Below are 15,105 nucleotides of genomic sequence, written 5' to 3' on the forward strand. Positions count from 1 at the left end.
GAGTTCCCTACTGTATTGTCCTTAAAACAAACAGCACTTCCGGGAAAGCCACAAGGAAAACATATTCGCTTGCATGCAGCAATCCTGTTACTATTGCCGGATAAGGGCAGATGTTTTTAAACCGAACACAGGCAGCCTTGATTTAACTATCAGGGCTGCCTGTGTTGCAAGGAAAAGCTCCGGTCTTTTTTTTATAAAAAACGCAAAAAAAAGATTTGAAAATTAAAAAAAACGCTTATATACTTTTATCAGCAGGTTTTGTTTTGTTAAAATCTGCGATTTATTCCATACATATTGAATGAGGAGGAAATTATGAGAAGCATTACGACTTTGGATTTGCAGTATGCACACCGTTTTTACGGTTTTAAAGGTGAGGCTCAGTATCTGCACGGACACACAGGTAAGCTTACTATCGAAGTTGAAGATTCGGTAGAATCCGGTGTAAATATGGTTTTTCCGTGCAATGAAATTCAAAAAACAGCATGGGAAGTCCTCAAGAACTTTGACCACGCTTTGATTTTGCGCGAAGACGACCCGCTTTTGCCTGCAATTTTAAAGGTTTACGAGGAACAGGGAATAAAAAACGGCGCGCCGACCAACAAGATGAAAGGCCCTGCGTTCAAAACGGAACTTGCAACCGCTTACCCGGACTGCCGGCTTGTAGTTACAAAAGAAACGATGACAGTAGAGGGAATGATTAAAATCGTCTATGACCTCTTAAAAGACAAGCTGAACATTGCAAAGCTCACTTTCACAAGCGGAGTAAACGCCGCCTCGCAGGAATACGACGTAACAGGAACAAAAGACAGATGCCCTCTATGCGGCATCGCCCTGAACGAAAACGGCGTATGCCCTAAGTGCGGATATAAAAAATAGTTCCCTACACTGCCGTGCTCTTCTGCGGATTTTCTGAAGCTCCCTTTAGGGCACGGGTAAGAGTATGGCATAAAAATCTGGCTGAATAGATTTTTTCTTGACTTTGCCTTAAACTTTCCATTCGCTCATTTTTGATACGATTGTCTTTACGAGTTCTTTTTGGTTATTATCTGTTTTCGAGTAAAAGCCCTTTTATAAACGAAAAATGTTTATCTGCTGTAACAAGAGTCAAATTATACGCCATTGCACAGGCAGCAATCCATATGTCATTTTCTGGAATTGGATGTCCTTCTTGTTTTAATTGGTTTTTTATTTTTGCATAAAAAGGAGTCACAAAGGAATCTGGTTTTATTTCTTCAAGTTCGCTGCAAAATTCCTTGTAGACCTCAGCATTCTCTATTTTTCGAGAGGAACATTCTGCACCAAAAAGAAGTTCTCCAAGCGTTGTGGAAGAAAAATACAAGTTTTCCTCTTCAAAAATATCATCAAGGTTATCTTCATCTTTGATATAGCGGATAATTACATTTGTATCAACAAGTTTACCATTCACTTTTATCCACCTTGCGACCTTCAGTTATGGCTTTTTCTATCAATTCGGAATCCGATTTACTGACTTTGCCTACAAATTTTTTTAAGTTTCGCTTGGGACTGTTAAATTCATCAAGAAAAGTGATGATTACACGCTGGTCTTTTTTTACTGCAACATTACCTTCCGTTATGTAATTCTGTCCGTCAAAATAACCTTTTACAGAAACCATAGAACCACCTCCTGAGTTTTTATTTAGTATAGCATATTTACAAAGAAAAATCAGTGCTTTTTGTTTGTGTCCAGTTTACTTTTTATCCAAAGCATCAGCAAGTTTTATAAGTAAAGACAGATTCTCGGGAGAAAGATTTTCACACTTTTTGATTAATTTATGATATTTTCGATACAGGCGGATTTGTTCTGAATTTTCAATCTTTGAAGAGTCTTCATTAACATTGGTTTTACCTGTTAGCAAATAATCAATAGATACTCCTAATATACTCGCTATACGCATTGCAAGTATAACAGAAGGTTCACAGTTTATTTTATTGCCTTTTGTAAAAATACTTACAGAACACTCTGCTTTTTCAGCAAGTTCTTTTCTTGTCATTCCTTGGTAGGCTAATTCCGTATCAACATTTTGCCAAAAATAACTCATAGCTCAACTATAAAAGAAAATATTCAAATAGTCAATTTATATTTGAAATATTTCAAATAATTGTATATACTCCTTTTCATAAGGACTAAAACAAAAAGGTTCTTAAAAAGTAAAAAACCTTTGTACGGTACGATTCTAGAAAAAAAGTACCGATACAAAGGTTGGTTCTCAAAAAAGGATTTCTTGAGAGGATTATAGTTACCAGCCATAAATCCTTCTCATAGAATACCGCCTTTTTTGAGAATATTCAAATGTTATTTACATAGATCCGCCATACACGGAGATGTGTAAAAAAATGGAGGTATGCTATGCATATTGATTCAATAATTGATGACGGCTTTAACGCTGAACTTGTTGAAAATGCCGTCTTCTGTGGTTTTTTGGAGATACCTGCAATAAAAAAACCGGCAGAGTTTATTCTTCCAAAAAAAATGATTCCTTTTAGTCAGTGTAGAAAGTCTAAAGATTTTTCTGAATTTGTATGTTTTTACGAACATGATATTAATTTCAGAAAAATCCTAACAAAGACAAAGGAAGAAATATCATTTTTGAAAAAGTTCCAAGGTGTCGTTTCTCCTGATTGTTCTCTCTATTTTGATATGCCGCTTGTATTGCAAATGACAAATGTTTATTTAAACAGACAGGTTGCACACTATATGCAGGAACAAGGAATTTATGTCATTCCAAATGTTCGATGGGGTGATGAACGGTCTTATATGAGAAAAATTCCAGGCGAACTTCCATTTGCTTTTTTAGGAATTGAAAAGCAAAGTATTGTTTCCATTGGAACTTACGGATGTATTCAAGGAACGCAAAAGCGTTTTTATTTTAAGGAAGGTCTTCGTGCTCTTATTGTTGAATTACAACCTGAATATGTAATTGTTTACGGTCCGATGCCATTAAACATATTTGGAGATTTCAAATATCTGACAAGATTTATTCATATTCCTGATTGGACTTCTACTATGCATAAGAAGCAAGTTAGTTCTTATAATTATGCAGATATACTATGTTTAGGAGAGAAAAATGGGAACTGGTAATTCTGGAAGATATTATAATACCCATGGTGCAAGAAATTCCTTGCCACGAAAAAAAGCTCAGATTAATCACATATTTGCAGTAAGACCAGGTCATCTTGCCAATACAAGCAAAAACCGGAAGACTTTGCTAAATCTGATAAATACAAAGTCTGCCTATAAAGGTACTGATAAAGATGGCTGTAGATGGTATATTAAAAGTGCAAAAAATGGCGGACAATATTGGGCAAAAGTTTATAAAGGTGTTTTGAGCGATGGTGGTTATAACCGTACTCCAAAACACTGGGATAATGATACTGGACTATTTAAAAATCCATTTAAGCGAGGTAACAAATGACAGATTTTGAATTATTTTCATTGATTTATTTTGCACTTGATTCGCAATATGATGAACAGAAAACGAAAGATGAAGAATTAGGGCAGTTTTTGAGTGAAATCAATCCTTTTTTATGGAAAGAGGAATCTTCGGCAGACCCGGCATATTTTGTGGAATTTCAGCAATTTATGAAAGATAAACAAATCGGAGACGATTATGGCTATGCACTTGCTTTGGAATACCTGATGACCGAACAGTTTTATGAAGGAATCCCGCAATATCTTTCCAAAGTTTCTCAAGAAGAATGGATTGAATCTGCAAAATCTTATTTACAAGAACCGCACAAGGGTGACGGAAAATAATTTTGTAGCAAAGCGATGTTATTTTTTGTCTTAAACTTTTCATTTGATTGAAAGACTTACCAGAAGAAAAAAAACAAACGGATTTGTTCGCATCTAACGATGCTCACGAAAAAGCGAAGAATGTTAGTTCTGAGCAAATCCGTTTGTTTATCATTAAAATATTTTTAATAGAATAAAATCTAAAAGTATGTTAAAGTAATACTAATAAATACTTTTTTGGAGGTATTGCTATGGCAAATTCAAGTTTGGTGCAGGTAAAAATTGATGCTGAAACAAAAACAGATGTTACAAATATATATGAATCTCTTGGTTTGGATTTACCGACTGCAATAAGAATATTTTTCAAAAAAAGCATCGCCGTAGGTGGTCTTCCCTTTGACTTGAGAAATGATTCCTTATCTGAAAGATGGAATGTTTACAATGAAGCACGAAAATCCATACAGAAAAACAATGTTCCCGAAATGTCAATTGATGAGATAAATGCAGAAATTGAAGCTGTTAGGGCAGAAAAATAAATATGAAAAAGTATGTCGTAATAGATACTAATGTACTTGTTTCCGCTTTGATTACCAAAAATGAAAATTCTCCAGTTGTAAGAATTTTGCGTTTTCTTGCAGTTGGAAATATAATTCCTGTTTTTTCTGAGGAAATCATAAGGGAATATAATGATGTATTAAGACGCAAAAAATTTAAACTTCCTGAAAATATAATCATAAATCTGTTAAAAGACATTATGGATAATGGTCTTGAAATTACAGAAATATCAGAAGTAGAAGAGCAAATGCCTGACCCAAAGGATGTTGTATTCTATGCAGTAACTTTGTCAGCTCAAGACAGGGAGGCATTTCTTGTAACCGGGAACGGCAAACATTTTCCCAAAAAACCTTTTGTTGTAACACCAACAGAATTAGTAGAAATAATGCAAAGTGAAAACGAATCTCTACAATAAATTTGCATGTCTTTACCTTAAACTTTCCACCCGCTCATTTGCGTTATGATTGTTTTTACGAGTTGTTTCTGATTTTCGCCAAGGGTGTCGAGTTTTGCAATCAGGTCTGAATATTCTTTGTATTTTTTGATGTCGATGCCTTCGTTTTTTAGTGTCTGGCTTTGTCCTGTTACAAGGTATTCCACGGAAACGTTAAGGACTTTTGCGATTTTTACGGCGGTGTCGGCGGAAGGGGAGGAACCTAACTGAATTCCTTTTCCGATATTTGCAAGATTAAAACCAACTTCTGTAGCAAGGGCTTTTCTGTTCATTCCCTTGTATTCTAATTCTTCATCAACGCGTTCCCAAAAATTACTCATATTTTTCATTTTTAGGAAATTGCCAACTTTTTCACTTTAAATTAGGTAAATACCACAATTTTCTCTAAAGGTAGGTAATTACCAATCCGATTTAAAAAAGTAGGTAATAATCTTAATCCATTCCGAGAAAAAATATGAACGAAATCAAACAATCACTTATTGAAGAAATCAACAGGCGCGTGCAGGATAAAATTCTTGAACCGTCAAATGCCAGTCTTCTTATAAAACTTATTCAAAATGCAGAATCAAAAGACGAGGCGATAAACATTGCGGCATTGGGAACAACATACAAGCGTACGGGTCTTCATTTTGACAAACGGCTTGAAAAAATGTCTGAAAGCATTCGTTATTTCCGCAAAAACGAAAAACTTTCTTTTTATACTGACGGCGCAAAACCTGTAAACAAGCTGATTATCGGCGACAACTACGAGGTGCTCCAAAACCTTTTGATTCAGTACAGGAGCGCAATTGATGTGATTTACATTGACCCGCCTTACGGAAAAGACAGCATGGGCGATTTTGCCAGAACGAACTATGAAAACGCCATTACCCGCGACAATCTTCTTTCCATGCTTTATCCGCGGCTCATTCTTGCAAAACAGCTTTTGTCTGACGAGGGCGTAATTTTTTGCAGTATAGATGATAAAAATCAAGCTTATGTTAAGTGCCTGTTTGATGAAGTTTTCGGGGAGGAGAATTTTGTATGTTCTGCTCCTAGAAAAACTGGTGCAGGAGCTGCGGCTGTTAATGCAGACTATGAATTAAGAAAGCCGTATGATTATGTTTTATGTTATTTGAAAAATAAATTTTCTTTTAAATTTCAAAAAGAAGTTGTTGGAGAAAAAGAATATAATTATAGCGATGAGAAAGGAAGATATATGACAGGTTCTTTGCAAGCAACTGGTTCAGATGCAACGAGAAAAGCAAGACCAAAATTATATTATCCAATATATCTGCTTAATGATGAAACTTTATCAATTAAAGAAAGCGCAAATGTTAAAAAAGTTTTCCTGCCGAACAAAGTGAATGGAGAAGATGGTCGTTGGATGTGGAGTAAAGAAAAATTTGAAATATCAAATAAAGATTTGTTTGTAAAAAATGATAAAATTCATAGAAAAATTTATTTTGATGAATCAAAAGACCAAACTATATATAAAGTACATAAAGCATATTTTGATGAAACAAAATATCAAAATTCAGTAGGAACAAAATTGCTAAAAGAAATTTTCCCAGAAAAAGTTCCTTTTGCAAATCCAAAGCCTGTAGATTTAGTAAGTCATCTTATAAAAATATCTTCCAAATCTTCTTCCACAATCCTCGACTTCTTCGCAGGCAGCGGAACTACAGGGCACGCAGTCCTCGACTTGAACAGGCAGGACGGCGGGAACAGGACTTTTATTCTCTGCCAGCTCAACGAAAAAACTGACATTAATCCAAACGGAATTGCTTACGATGTAACGGCAAAACGACTCAAGCGAATCATGACTGGCGAATGTTATGACGGCACAAAAGATTTTCCGTGGATAAAAGACAACACTCCTTACGGCGGAAATCTTGATGTTTACGAAATCGGCTCGGTTGCAAATTTTGAAACGGCAGAAGGAAATACTGCTTTTGACGTAATCGACGAAACACTTTATGGAAAAGAGAAATTTAACTCGCTCAAAGAAAAAATTGACTGGGTATGCCAGAATTTTGAAAAAACACAGAAAAAGGTGGAAGAATAAAATGCTGCAGGAAGCAAAAGATTTACAGAAAAATGCCGTAACAAAACTTACAAAAATCCTTATGAATGTGGCAGGCAGCAAAAAAGAAATCACATTTAAAGCACCCACAGGTTCTGGCAAAACTTACATGATGGCAGATTTTATGAACCGCGTAATTTCTGCAAATAAGGACGCTGTTTTTATAGTTTCAACGCTTTCAAAAAGCAACCTTGCAGCCCAGAATTTTAATTCATTCAAGGAACTTTCAGAAAACGGAACTTTTACAGCTATCAATCCGTTTTTGATAAATTCAGACTCAAGCGGAGAAGGAAGTCTTTTTATTCCTCTGGAATACAATGTTTATGTTCTGCCCCGCGACTTGTACAAAGATTCAAGCAAGCTCAAAAAAGAAGGAACTTTTGTCAATTTTCTTTCTTCGCTTACAGGTGACACTTTTATGAAAAGTCCTCTAAAAAAAATCTACCTTATAAAAGATGAATGTCACATTGCAACAAGCAACCTTGACGAACTGAAAGAATATTTTGGTGCCGTTATCAATTTTTCTGCAACGCCAAAACTTTCAAGAAAGCAGGAACCTGATGTAGAAATTTCAAATACTGATGCAGAAAATGCAAAACTCATAAAAAAAGTTGAAGAGTGCGATAAAAACGATTCCCTTGATTCTGCGCTTCAAAAGTTTGAAGCAATCCGCAGTGATTACATAAATCTGCTTGATGTAAATCCGTGCTTTATAATTCAGATTTCAAACAAGGAAAAGGCAGAAGAGGAACTTAAAAACACGATAATGCCTGCACTGCAAAATCATCAGGAATTGAAATGGGTTTATATAAACGATAAAGGCGGCGAAACAAACGATTCAGGATTAAAAAAACTTCCGCTTTTTAAATGGAAAGATTATATGAAGGGAAAAGCATCTTCTGTTTCCGTAATCATATTTAAAATGGTAATTTCAGAAGGCTGGGATATCCCGAGGGCGTGCATGCTTTATCAGATTCGAGATTCAAAAAGCAAACAGCTTGATGAACAGGTTATGGGACGCGTAAGAAGAAATCCACGGCTGCCTGATTTTGAAAACTTGAGCGAAGAAGCAAAACACCTTGCCTGTACCGCCTGGATCTGGGGAATTCTTCCAAAAAAAGAAAATCTCCCGCGACAGGTAAGGCTTTGTACAGATTATGAAATTGAAGAAAACTTCCGCATAACGCCTGTAAAATTACAGGGGCTAAAAAAAGCACAGAATCCGGACTTGAAAAAAATTTTGGATAATTTGAAAGACGACAGTCTGACACACCCTTCAATTTTTGAAATGTACCGAAATTTGCAAAAACAGGAAAATGACATCCAGTCACTTTGCTACGAGTATTCAGACAGCTACAAAAAATGGACTGTTTTTGTCGAACATTTGGGCGAAATAAAATCATCATACGAGAAATACATCTGCGATTACGAAAAAAGCATGGTCACCTGCGATGAAGTTTGTTTCCCGCTTGAAAGCTGCTTTGTGGAAAATCAGAACAGCCTGACGCTTGACGACTGGATTTGGTACAGAAAAGATTTTTGTACTGATTTTTCATTTGACAGCGAAGCCGAAAAAAAATGGGCGGAAGTACTCAAGGACATTCGTTCATCTTCAATCGGAACTTGCACAAAAAAACAGTCTGAACTTTTTGAAACGAGCCGCTTTTTGTGGGGCAAGAATTTTCCTCTGAATTCCCAGATAAAATTTGAATATTATCTTGACGGCATTCATTCTTCATATCCTGATTTTGTAATGAAAGATAAAAGCGGAAAAATTCACATTTTTGAAGTAAAAAGCGTAAACAAATCGTCCTCTCTGAATATAGACGAAGAAGAATACAAAAATAAAGTGAATGCCCTCAAAGCCTGTTATAGGGAAGCATCAAAAAAGACAGGACATATTTTTTACCTTCCTGTTCTGGACAAAGCACAATGGCAGATTACGCGTTTTTCCGACGGCAAGGGCGAAACAATTACAAAAGACGAATTTATAAAATCTTTCCTAAGGAAACACTGAATAAATCCTACCCGAGGATTTTTCAGTGTTAACCTTGCATGTTGCTAATTGTCCGTAAGTCAATGACTTACGGCAATTTGACGGGAAGTGCTGAGTAATCGCTTCAAGTGTTAATCAGCACTTTCCTAAAATCATAAACCTGAAGAAAGATTTCTCTTTAAAAACCCTGTGATTCGTCCGCACAAAATTACCCAAGTAATTGCGACAATTTAAACTTCTCATATACATAACAAAATATACAGAATATTCCTTTATTTACCTTTATTTATTCCTTTATTTTTATCATCAAATTCATTATAATCAGAGTTTGTAAAAATAACTTTTTATTCACAAAGTTTGCGTTGCAAACTGGAATAGTTAAACTTCCTGATTGACTTTTTATAGGAGTATACAAATGGGTAAATACACGGGAACTGAATCAGAAAAAAACATTCTGGCAGCCTTTGCAGGCGAATCACAGGCCAGAAATAAGTACACATACTTTGCGCAGGTTGCAAAGGCAGAAGGCAACGACAAAATTGCCGATGTTTTTACAAAGACTGCCGTAAACGAAGAAAACCATGCAAAAATGTGGCTTAAGGAACTTGAAGGAATCGGAGATTCAAAGGCAAACCTTACGGCTGCGGCTGAGGGCGAAAATTACGAATGGACTGATATGTATGTAAAATTTGCGGAAACTGCTGACAAAGAAGGCTTCCCTGAACTTGCAAAAAAATTCCGCGCAGTCGCTGCCATTGAAAAACGCCACGAAGAACGCTACCGCTCACTTTTAAAAGAAGAAGATGCCGCATCTGCACAGCTTAAAGACAGTTCTGTAAAAGTATGGGAATGTCTCAAATGCGGTCACATCGTAGTAGGTCCTTCTGCTCCTGAATACTGCCCGACTTGTGACGAATACAACGCATACATTCAGGTTACGGAAGATAACTACGACTTAGTCCGCACCTGGGGCTAGATGCTAAGGAAACACTGAATAAATCCTATAGAGGATTTTTCAGTGTTAACCTTGAATGTAACTTTTTTTTATCACAGGCTGTCAGTCAGTTTTTCTGCAAGGACTTCAAGCTGTCTGACAGTTTCATCTGTTACGGCAATTTTGACAGTCACTTTTTCGTCAATGATTTTAATGTCTTTGAGCGGTTCAAGCATTGCCGTCATTCCTTTTACGGCAGCCGGTGCCCAGGAACAGTTTTCTATTAAGGCAACCGTCCGCTTCTGGAAATTCCGTTCTGCAAGATGAGAGATAAATTCACGCATCTTCGGGAAAATACCGCCGCAGTATGTTGTAGTCGCAAGAACAAGCTTGCTGTACCGGAATGCGTCTTCTACACATTCATAAGTATCTTCGCGTGCAAGATCGGCAATAGCAACCTTAGGACAGCCTTTTGCTTTAAGGAGTTCCGCAAGTTTTTCTGCTGCCTGTTTTGTGTTTCCGTATACCGAAGTGTAAGCGATGAAAACGCCTTCTGTTTCTGCATCGTATGATGACCAGGTGCTGTAATAGTCGATGTAAGTTTTGATTTCAGAATCAAGTACAGGCCCGTGCAGGGAACAGATTTTCTGTATTTCCAGATTTGAAGCCTTTTTAAGAAGTGCCTGAACGCTGCTCCCGAATTTTCCGACTATTCCAAAATAATAACGGCGAGCCTCGCATGCCCAGCCTTCCGGGTCTTCCTTGTCATTTGCCCCGAACTTTCCGAAAGCATCTGCGCTGAACAAAATTTTTTCTGAAGATTCATAAGTCATTATTACTTCCGGCCAGTGAACGTTTGGCGCGGTAATGAAATTCAATGTGTGGTTTCCAAGTTCAATTTTAGAGCCTTCTGCAATTACAATCTGACGGTCTGAAAAATCTGTGCCGAACATATTTTTCATCATTGTAAATGCCATTTTGGAAGCGGCTATTTTTGCCTCCGGGAATTTCTGCATAAATGAAAGGACGTTTGCAGAATGATCCATTTCCATGTGCTGAACAATCAGGTAATCAGGCGTTTTTCCTTCAAGAACGCCGTCAATGTTTTTAAGCCATTCATCGCCAAAGTTCCGGTCAACGCTGTCCATTACTGCAATCTTGTCGTCAATGATTACATAAGAATTGTAAGCCATTCCAAGCGGAACTTCAAACTGTCCTTCAAACAAATCTATTTCGTGGTCATTCACGCCGACATACTTTACTGAATCTGAAATTTTCATATTGCCCTCATCAAAAAAAGTGTATTAAGAAGTTTTTTATTATAAAATCATTCTATAACTATTTTTGATGAGTGTACAGGCTGCCTTTTTATTTAAGCGGAAAACAAATGTCAATTTCCATATATCCGTCTTCCCGTACATTCCGGTATATGTCGAATATCGGCCTGTCATCAAGCTGATTGCCTGTTTTTGAAAGCCATCTGCAAAAAATTTCCTGATAGACCATAAACAGAAACTGCGGAAATCCCTTAAAGTGATATACTGCATATTTTCCGCCTTCAAATGTATGAGTTAAAAGTCCGCTGTTTTCTTTTTGCGTAAGGCACTCGGGAGAAATTGTCTGGCACAGTTCATACATACATCTGTTTTCATCAGTAATGCTCGGGTCATCAATGGTCGCTTCAATATAGAGCGTACTGTCAGAACAAAGATGTTCATACTTTTTGATGAAGCGGCACCATTCTTCCGGAAGGTCATGATAATTGCCTTTCTTTCGCTCGTACACAACAAGATATTCTGGAAGCTGCTCGATTGTTATCAGTTTTTCCGCTTCTTCAAGTTCGTCCATTGATATGCCGTGAGAAAAAGAGCTTTGCTGAACCATCTGTTCGCTTTTCTTTCTGAAATCCGCCGGCGATAAATTAAGATGCTTCTTGAATGCCGTTGCAAAATTTGACGAAGAATATCCATAGTCTGCGCCTATTTCCGATATGCTCTTTCCCTTTTCGACTTTGAGCCTCCAGGCACTTCTTTCAAGACGGACGCGCTTTATAAACTGATACAGAGCCTCGTCAGTGTGCTCTTTAAACATTCGCATAAGATGATACTTTGAATAGCAGCAGTGATTAGCAACATCATCAACGGTAATCTCTTCTTCTATGTGGTCAAAAATATAGCTTATCGCTTTATTGATGACCGCACTTCTTATTACATCATTATCTTTTTCTTCCATTCGTATCACCTCGTATCACCTTCCGTTTTTGTCACCTGCTTTCAAAATTTTCTTTTCCCTTGCAATAAGGTAAACAGAAACAGCGGCAGTTAAAACTTCTGTTGCAGGGGCTGTAAGCCATATTCCCGTCATTCCCCATAAAGCAGAGAAAATGAATGTAAATGCAAGCAGAAGCACAATACCGCGCAGGGACGATATAAGCGCAGAACTCTTTGCATCACCGCAGCTTGTAAAATACATTGAGTTTATAACATCATAACCCATAACTAAAAAAGTAACAGCATAAATCTTAAATCCGTCTGATACCATCTCTGCAACAGTATCACTGCAGCCGAATACTGCGGCATAGTTTTTTCCAAAGAAGATAAAGAATGCTGCAAATACTGCACCGAGCACAAGAAGTATCTTATTCGTTATTCTGCGAATCTGTATTGCACATTCATATTCTCCTGCGCCCCAACAAATGCTTACAAGCGGTGATATTCCCTGCCCGAAGCCGATAGTTATCATATTAAATCCGTAGACTGCAAAGCCAAGTATCGTAAATGCGGCAACACCCTCTGCACCAGCATATTTCATAAGTACATAGTTGAATGCAAACATTGATACAGCCCCTGCCATTTCGCCGATAAATTCTGATGAACCGTTTATAATCGTTTCCCTGTTTACGTCCTTATCAAAACTGAAATGCCTGAATTTTATGCTTACTGACGGTTTTATAAAGTACGCAAGCTGAACGATTACTGCAAATATCTGAACTATAAGAGAAGCTACGGCACTTCCCTTTACTCCCATTGATAATTTTCCCACAAGAATATAATCAAGTACGACATTCAGAATGCAGCTTGCAATGCTTACAAGCATACATACCTGCGGTTTTCCATCTGTCCTGATAAACATTCCGAGTATTGTTCCCATAATCATCAGGGGATAGTTAAAAAGCATTATCCTGTAATACTCGTTGAAATAACCTGACAGTTCGCCGTCCGCTTTTAGCACATTCAGAATCGGATTGAACAGCAGAAAAACCGCAAACGATGTTAATATGCAGATAATCAGGGCCGTAACGACAGTCTGCGAAAAAACTTCGGAAGCCTTGTCTTTATCTTTTGCACCGAGAAGCCTTCCGCATATAACAGAACCGCCCACGCCTATGCACAGTCCTACGCCCAGGTAAAAATACAGTACCGGAAGTCCAAGGTTTATAGCCGCCAGTGCGTTTTCACCAACATAGTTTCCGGTAAAATAGCCGTCTGTTATTGTTATTGCAGTCTGCAAAAGCATTGCAATAATGCTTGGAACAGAAAACATAAGTATTGTTTTAAGCTTGTTTTCTTTGATTGTACTTGTTTCCATAGTTACATTTCTCCATTAAAAAGTCAAAAAGATTGTTTCAACAAACTTTTTGACTTTTTACGCTGTTCTGTAATGTAATGAAGAACAGCAGTTGATAAGGAAGTTTGCAACGCAAACTTGTGAATAAAAACTTTGACGCTATTTCAGGCAAAGTTTTTATTACACTCTCCATTAAAAAGTCAAAAAGATTGTTTCAACTTCCGATTACACACATTATAGAAATGCAGTTGATAATTTTCTTCTGAATTTGTGCTGTCTTTGTATATGTTGATTATTTCTTCCTTTATTGTTATAGTCGGAAACATTATGGTTACAATTCAAAGCGTCCGTCAGGAAGATTTCCCTGAACAGGACAATTTATTTCAGACTGCCTTCTGGGGCAGATTTAAGACAGCTTGCGGACAGCAGGCTGTATTTTTTTTGTGCGGATATGAGCGCGACGATGCAGACAGCACAGCCGCTGCACGAATTGACTTTCCGCTTATGGTTCTCCTTAGAAAAACAGCCGCAGGATTATACGCGTATGCACCTAAAGCACCGTCCGTAAAAATCCCCGAAGGAGAATACGGAATTCTTCTGGAACAGACCGCTCTTGCCGTCCGTCAGTTTTTACCGGAAGAAACAGTCTGCATCAGGTTTGACACACAGTGGAAATCGCCCTACGGAAACGCCGCAGACTTTCCTGAACTTCCCCGGAACGAAATGCGTGAACTTCGGATGAATTACAATACCCGGACACATTCGCTTCGCAAAACACGGCGCGATCACCTTTGCCCTGATACAGTCATCATAAACTTAAAGCTTTCTCCCGAACAGCTGCTCAGGAATATGAGGCAGACAACGCGAAACTGCATACGCCGCGCCTACAAAGAAAACGTAATCTTCAGCGAAAAGCCGAAAGCCTTTCTGCCTGAATGGCACAAACTGTACCGTTCTACCGGAAAGAGAAAACAGTTCTACACTGAAAATCTTGAATATTTTATACAACTCATAAACCGCCCGGAAGGACCTGGACGTCTTTTCTTTAAGCCGGTTGCAAGTCCGCACGAAGACAGCGGAAAAGGACCTCCCTCAGACGCTTTCTCACACAATAATTTTTTTGCATACAGTCAGAATCAAAACGGCGCATTAAAAAACAATCAGAACAAGACAAATGAAATCCTTTCTTCAAATCCGTCTTCAATGCCGGTTACGGCGCAAGTTCCAGAACCTTCATTTCATATTCTTGCCGCAGAAAAAAACAACATTCTTCTTAGCGGAATGATTTTAGCAACGTGCAGAAAAACTGCGTACTATATGTTTTCCGGTTCTAACCCGGACTATTCAAATCTTATGGCGGGATACGGTCTGCAATGGGAAGCAATGCTTCTTGCAAGAAAAGCCGGCTGTACAAAATACGACCTTCTGGGAATTCCGCCGAATGGGAAACCGTCACATTTTATGAACGGACTGTACACCTTTAAGACAGGCTTTGGCGGAGAAGTTACTCGTTACTGCGGCTGCTGGGATTACCCATACCGCCCGGAACAGTACGAAACATTTGCCAACTGCGAAGAATTCCGCGATGTAAATGCAGGAACATAATAACATACTGACAGAATGACGGATATTTGCAGTTAAAAAAAAGCGGTCTGCCTGCCCTTCACCTGTTTTCCGTACCGATCAGCCGGCTAAAAACTACTTAAAAGGAATTATTTTTTTTCGGAGCATAATTCCTTTTACACAAAGGTATAGGACAAAACATCAGATTTTTCCGCCT

The 15,105-nt window shown here is 37.9% G+C and carries 17 protein-coding genes; 10 read left to right on the top strand and 7 right to left on the bottom strand.

Annotated elements, in window-relative coordinates; genetic code table 11:
- Positions 1-312: 312 nt before the first annotated feature.
- Positions 313-876, top strand: coding sequence for a 6-pyruvoyl trahydropterin synthase family protein (locus ACI4L0_RS08340; RefSeq protein ID WP_439799708.1), 564 nt, complete (start codon positions 313-315; stop codon positions 874-876).
- Positions 877-1,042: 166 nt separating this feature from the next.
- On the opposite strand, the gene ACI4L0_RS08345 is transcribed toward ACI4L0_RS08340, so the two are convergent.
- The 3 genes from ACI4L0_RS08345 to ACI4L0_RS08355 form a co-directional block, all read right to left on the bottom strand.
- A complete protein-coding gene (locus ACI4L0_RS08345; RefSeq protein WP_439799709.1) occupies positions 1,043-1,426 on the bottom strand; it encodes a PIN domain-containing protein in 384 nt (127 codons plus the stop codon).
- On the bottom strand, positions 1,416-1,634 hold the full coding sequence (locus tag ACI4L0_RS08350; protein WP_439799710.1) for a hypothetical protein: 219 nt from the start codon (positions 1,632-1,634) through the stop codon (positions 1,416-1,418). Before ACI4L0_RS08350 ends, ACI4L0_RS08345 begins: the two co-directional genes overlap by 11 nt.
- A gap of 75 nt (positions 1,635-1,709) precedes the next feature.
- Positions 1,710-2,060: a helix-turn-helix domain-containing protein gene (locus ACI4L0_RS08355; protein WP_439799711.1), complete on the bottom strand. Its 351-nt coding sequence runs from the start codon at positions 2,058-2,060 to the stop codon at positions 1,710-1,712.
- Between the two features lie 308 nt (positions 2,061-2,368).
- Here ACI4L0_RS08355 and ACI4L0_RS08360 point away from each other — a divergent pair, with 308 nt between their 5' ends.
- From ACI4L0_RS08360 to ACI4L0_RS08380, 5 genes are all read left to right on the top strand, one after another.
- Positions 2,369-3,100 (top strand): DUF4417 domain-containing protein, encoded by a 732-nt coding sequence (locus ACI4L0_RS08360; protein WP_439799712.1) that lies wholly within the window; start codon positions 2,369-2,371, stop codon positions 3,098-3,100.
- Positions 3,087-3,434 carry a hypothetical protein gene (locus tag ACI4L0_RS08365; protein ID WP_439799713.1) on the top strand — a complete coding sequence of 116 codons (348 nt, stop codon included), beginning with the start codon at positions 3,087-3,089 and terminating at the stop codon, positions 3,432-3,434. Before ACI4L0_RS08360 ends, ACI4L0_RS08365 begins: the two co-directional genes overlap by 14 nt.
- Positions 3,431-3,775, top strand: coding sequence for a hypothetical protein (locus ACI4L0_RS08370; RefSeq protein WP_439799714.1), 345 nt, complete (start codon positions 3,431-3,433; stop codon positions 3,773-3,775). The genes ACI4L0_RS08365 and ACI4L0_RS08370 overlap by 4 nt, the downstream gene beginning before the upstream one ends.
- A 230-nt stretch (positions 3,776-4,005) precedes the next feature.
- On the top strand, positions 4,006-4,290 hold the full coding sequence (locus ACI4L0_RS08375; protein WP_439799715.1) for a type II toxin-antitoxin system RelB/DinJ family antitoxin: 285 nt from the start codon (positions 4,006-4,008) through the stop codon (positions 4,288-4,290).
- Positions 4,291-4,292: 2 nt separating this feature from the next.
- Positions 4,293-4,724, top strand: a complete 432-nt coding sequence (locus ACI4L0_RS08380) for a putative toxin-antitoxin system toxin component, PIN family (RefSeq protein ID WP_439799716.1) — start codon at positions 4,293-4,295, stop codon at positions 4,722-4,724.
- A 17-nt stretch (positions 4,725-4,741) separates the two neighbouring features.
- Here the strand turns inward: ACI4L0_RS08380 and ACI4L0_RS08385 are convergent, their stop codons facing one another.
- Complete coding sequence (locus ACI4L0_RS08385) at positions 4,742-5,083, bottom strand: helix-turn-helix domain-containing protein (protein WP_439799717.1); 342 nt, start codon at positions 5,081-5,083, stop codon at positions 4,742-4,744.
- 134 nt (positions 5,084-5,217) lie between these two features.
- On the opposite strand from ACI4L0_RS08385, the gene ACI4L0_RS08390 reads away from it, so the two are divergent.
- The 3 genes from ACI4L0_RS08390 (at position 5,218) to ACI4L0_RS08400 (ending at position 9,800) form a co-directional block, all read left to right on the top strand.
- Positions 5,218-6,810: a site-specific DNA-methyltransferase gene (locus ACI4L0_RS08390; protein WP_439799718.1), complete on the top strand. Its 1,593-nt coding sequence runs from the start codon at positions 5,218-5,220 to the stop codon at positions 6,808-6,810.
- A gap of 1 nt (position 6,811) precedes the next feature.
- On the top strand, positions 6,812-8,845 hold the full coding sequence (locus ACI4L0_RS08395; RefSeq protein ID WP_439799719.1) for a DEAD/DEAH box helicase: 2,034 nt from the start codon (positions 6,812-6,814) through the stop codon (positions 8,843-8,845).
- 394 nt (positions 8,846-9,239) lie between these two features.
- Complete coding sequence (locus tag ACI4L0_RS08400) at positions 9,240-9,800, top strand: rubrerythrin family protein (RefSeq protein ID WP_439799720.1); 561 nt, start codon at positions 9,240-9,242, stop codon at positions 9,798-9,800.
- Positions 9,801-9,871: 71 nt separating this feature from the next.
- Here the strand turns inward: ACI4L0_RS08400 and ACI4L0_RS08405 are convergent, their stop codons facing one another.
- From ACI4L0_RS08405 to ACI4L0_RS08415, 3 genes are all read right to left on the bottom strand, one after another.
- Complete coding sequence (locus tag ACI4L0_RS08405; protein WP_439799721.1) at positions 9,872-11,038, bottom strand: FprA family A-type flavoprotein; 1,167 nt, start codon at positions 11,036-11,038, stop codon at positions 9,872-9,874.
- Positions 11,039-11,126: 88 nt separating this feature from the next.
- A complete protein-coding gene (locus ACI4L0_RS08410) occupies positions 11,127-11,990 on the bottom strand; it encodes an AraC family transcriptional regulator (RefSeq protein WP_439799722.1) in 864 nt (287 codons plus the stop codon).
- Positions 11,991-12,005: 15 nt separating this feature from the next.
- Positions 12,006-13,346: an MATE family efflux transporter gene (locus tag ACI4L0_RS08415; RefSeq protein WP_439799723.1), complete on the bottom strand. Its 1,341-nt coding sequence runs from the start codon at positions 13,344-13,346 to the stop codon at positions 12,006-12,008.
- 306 nt (positions 13,347-13,652) lie between these two features.
- On the opposite strand from ACI4L0_RS08415, the gene ACI4L0_RS08420 reads away from it, so the two are divergent.
- Entirely contained in the window at positions 13,653-14,930 is a 1,278-nt protein-coding gene (locus tag ACI4L0_RS08420) for a lipid II:glycine glycyltransferase FemX (RefSeq protein WP_439799724.1), read from the top strand.
- The last annotated feature ends 175 nt before the right edge of the window (positions 14,931-15,105 follow it).

Origin of the sequence: Treponema sp. (assembly GCF_051883275.1) — a bacterium.
Lineage (GTDB): Bacteria > Spirochaetota > Spirochaetia > Treponematales > Treponemataceae > Treponema_D.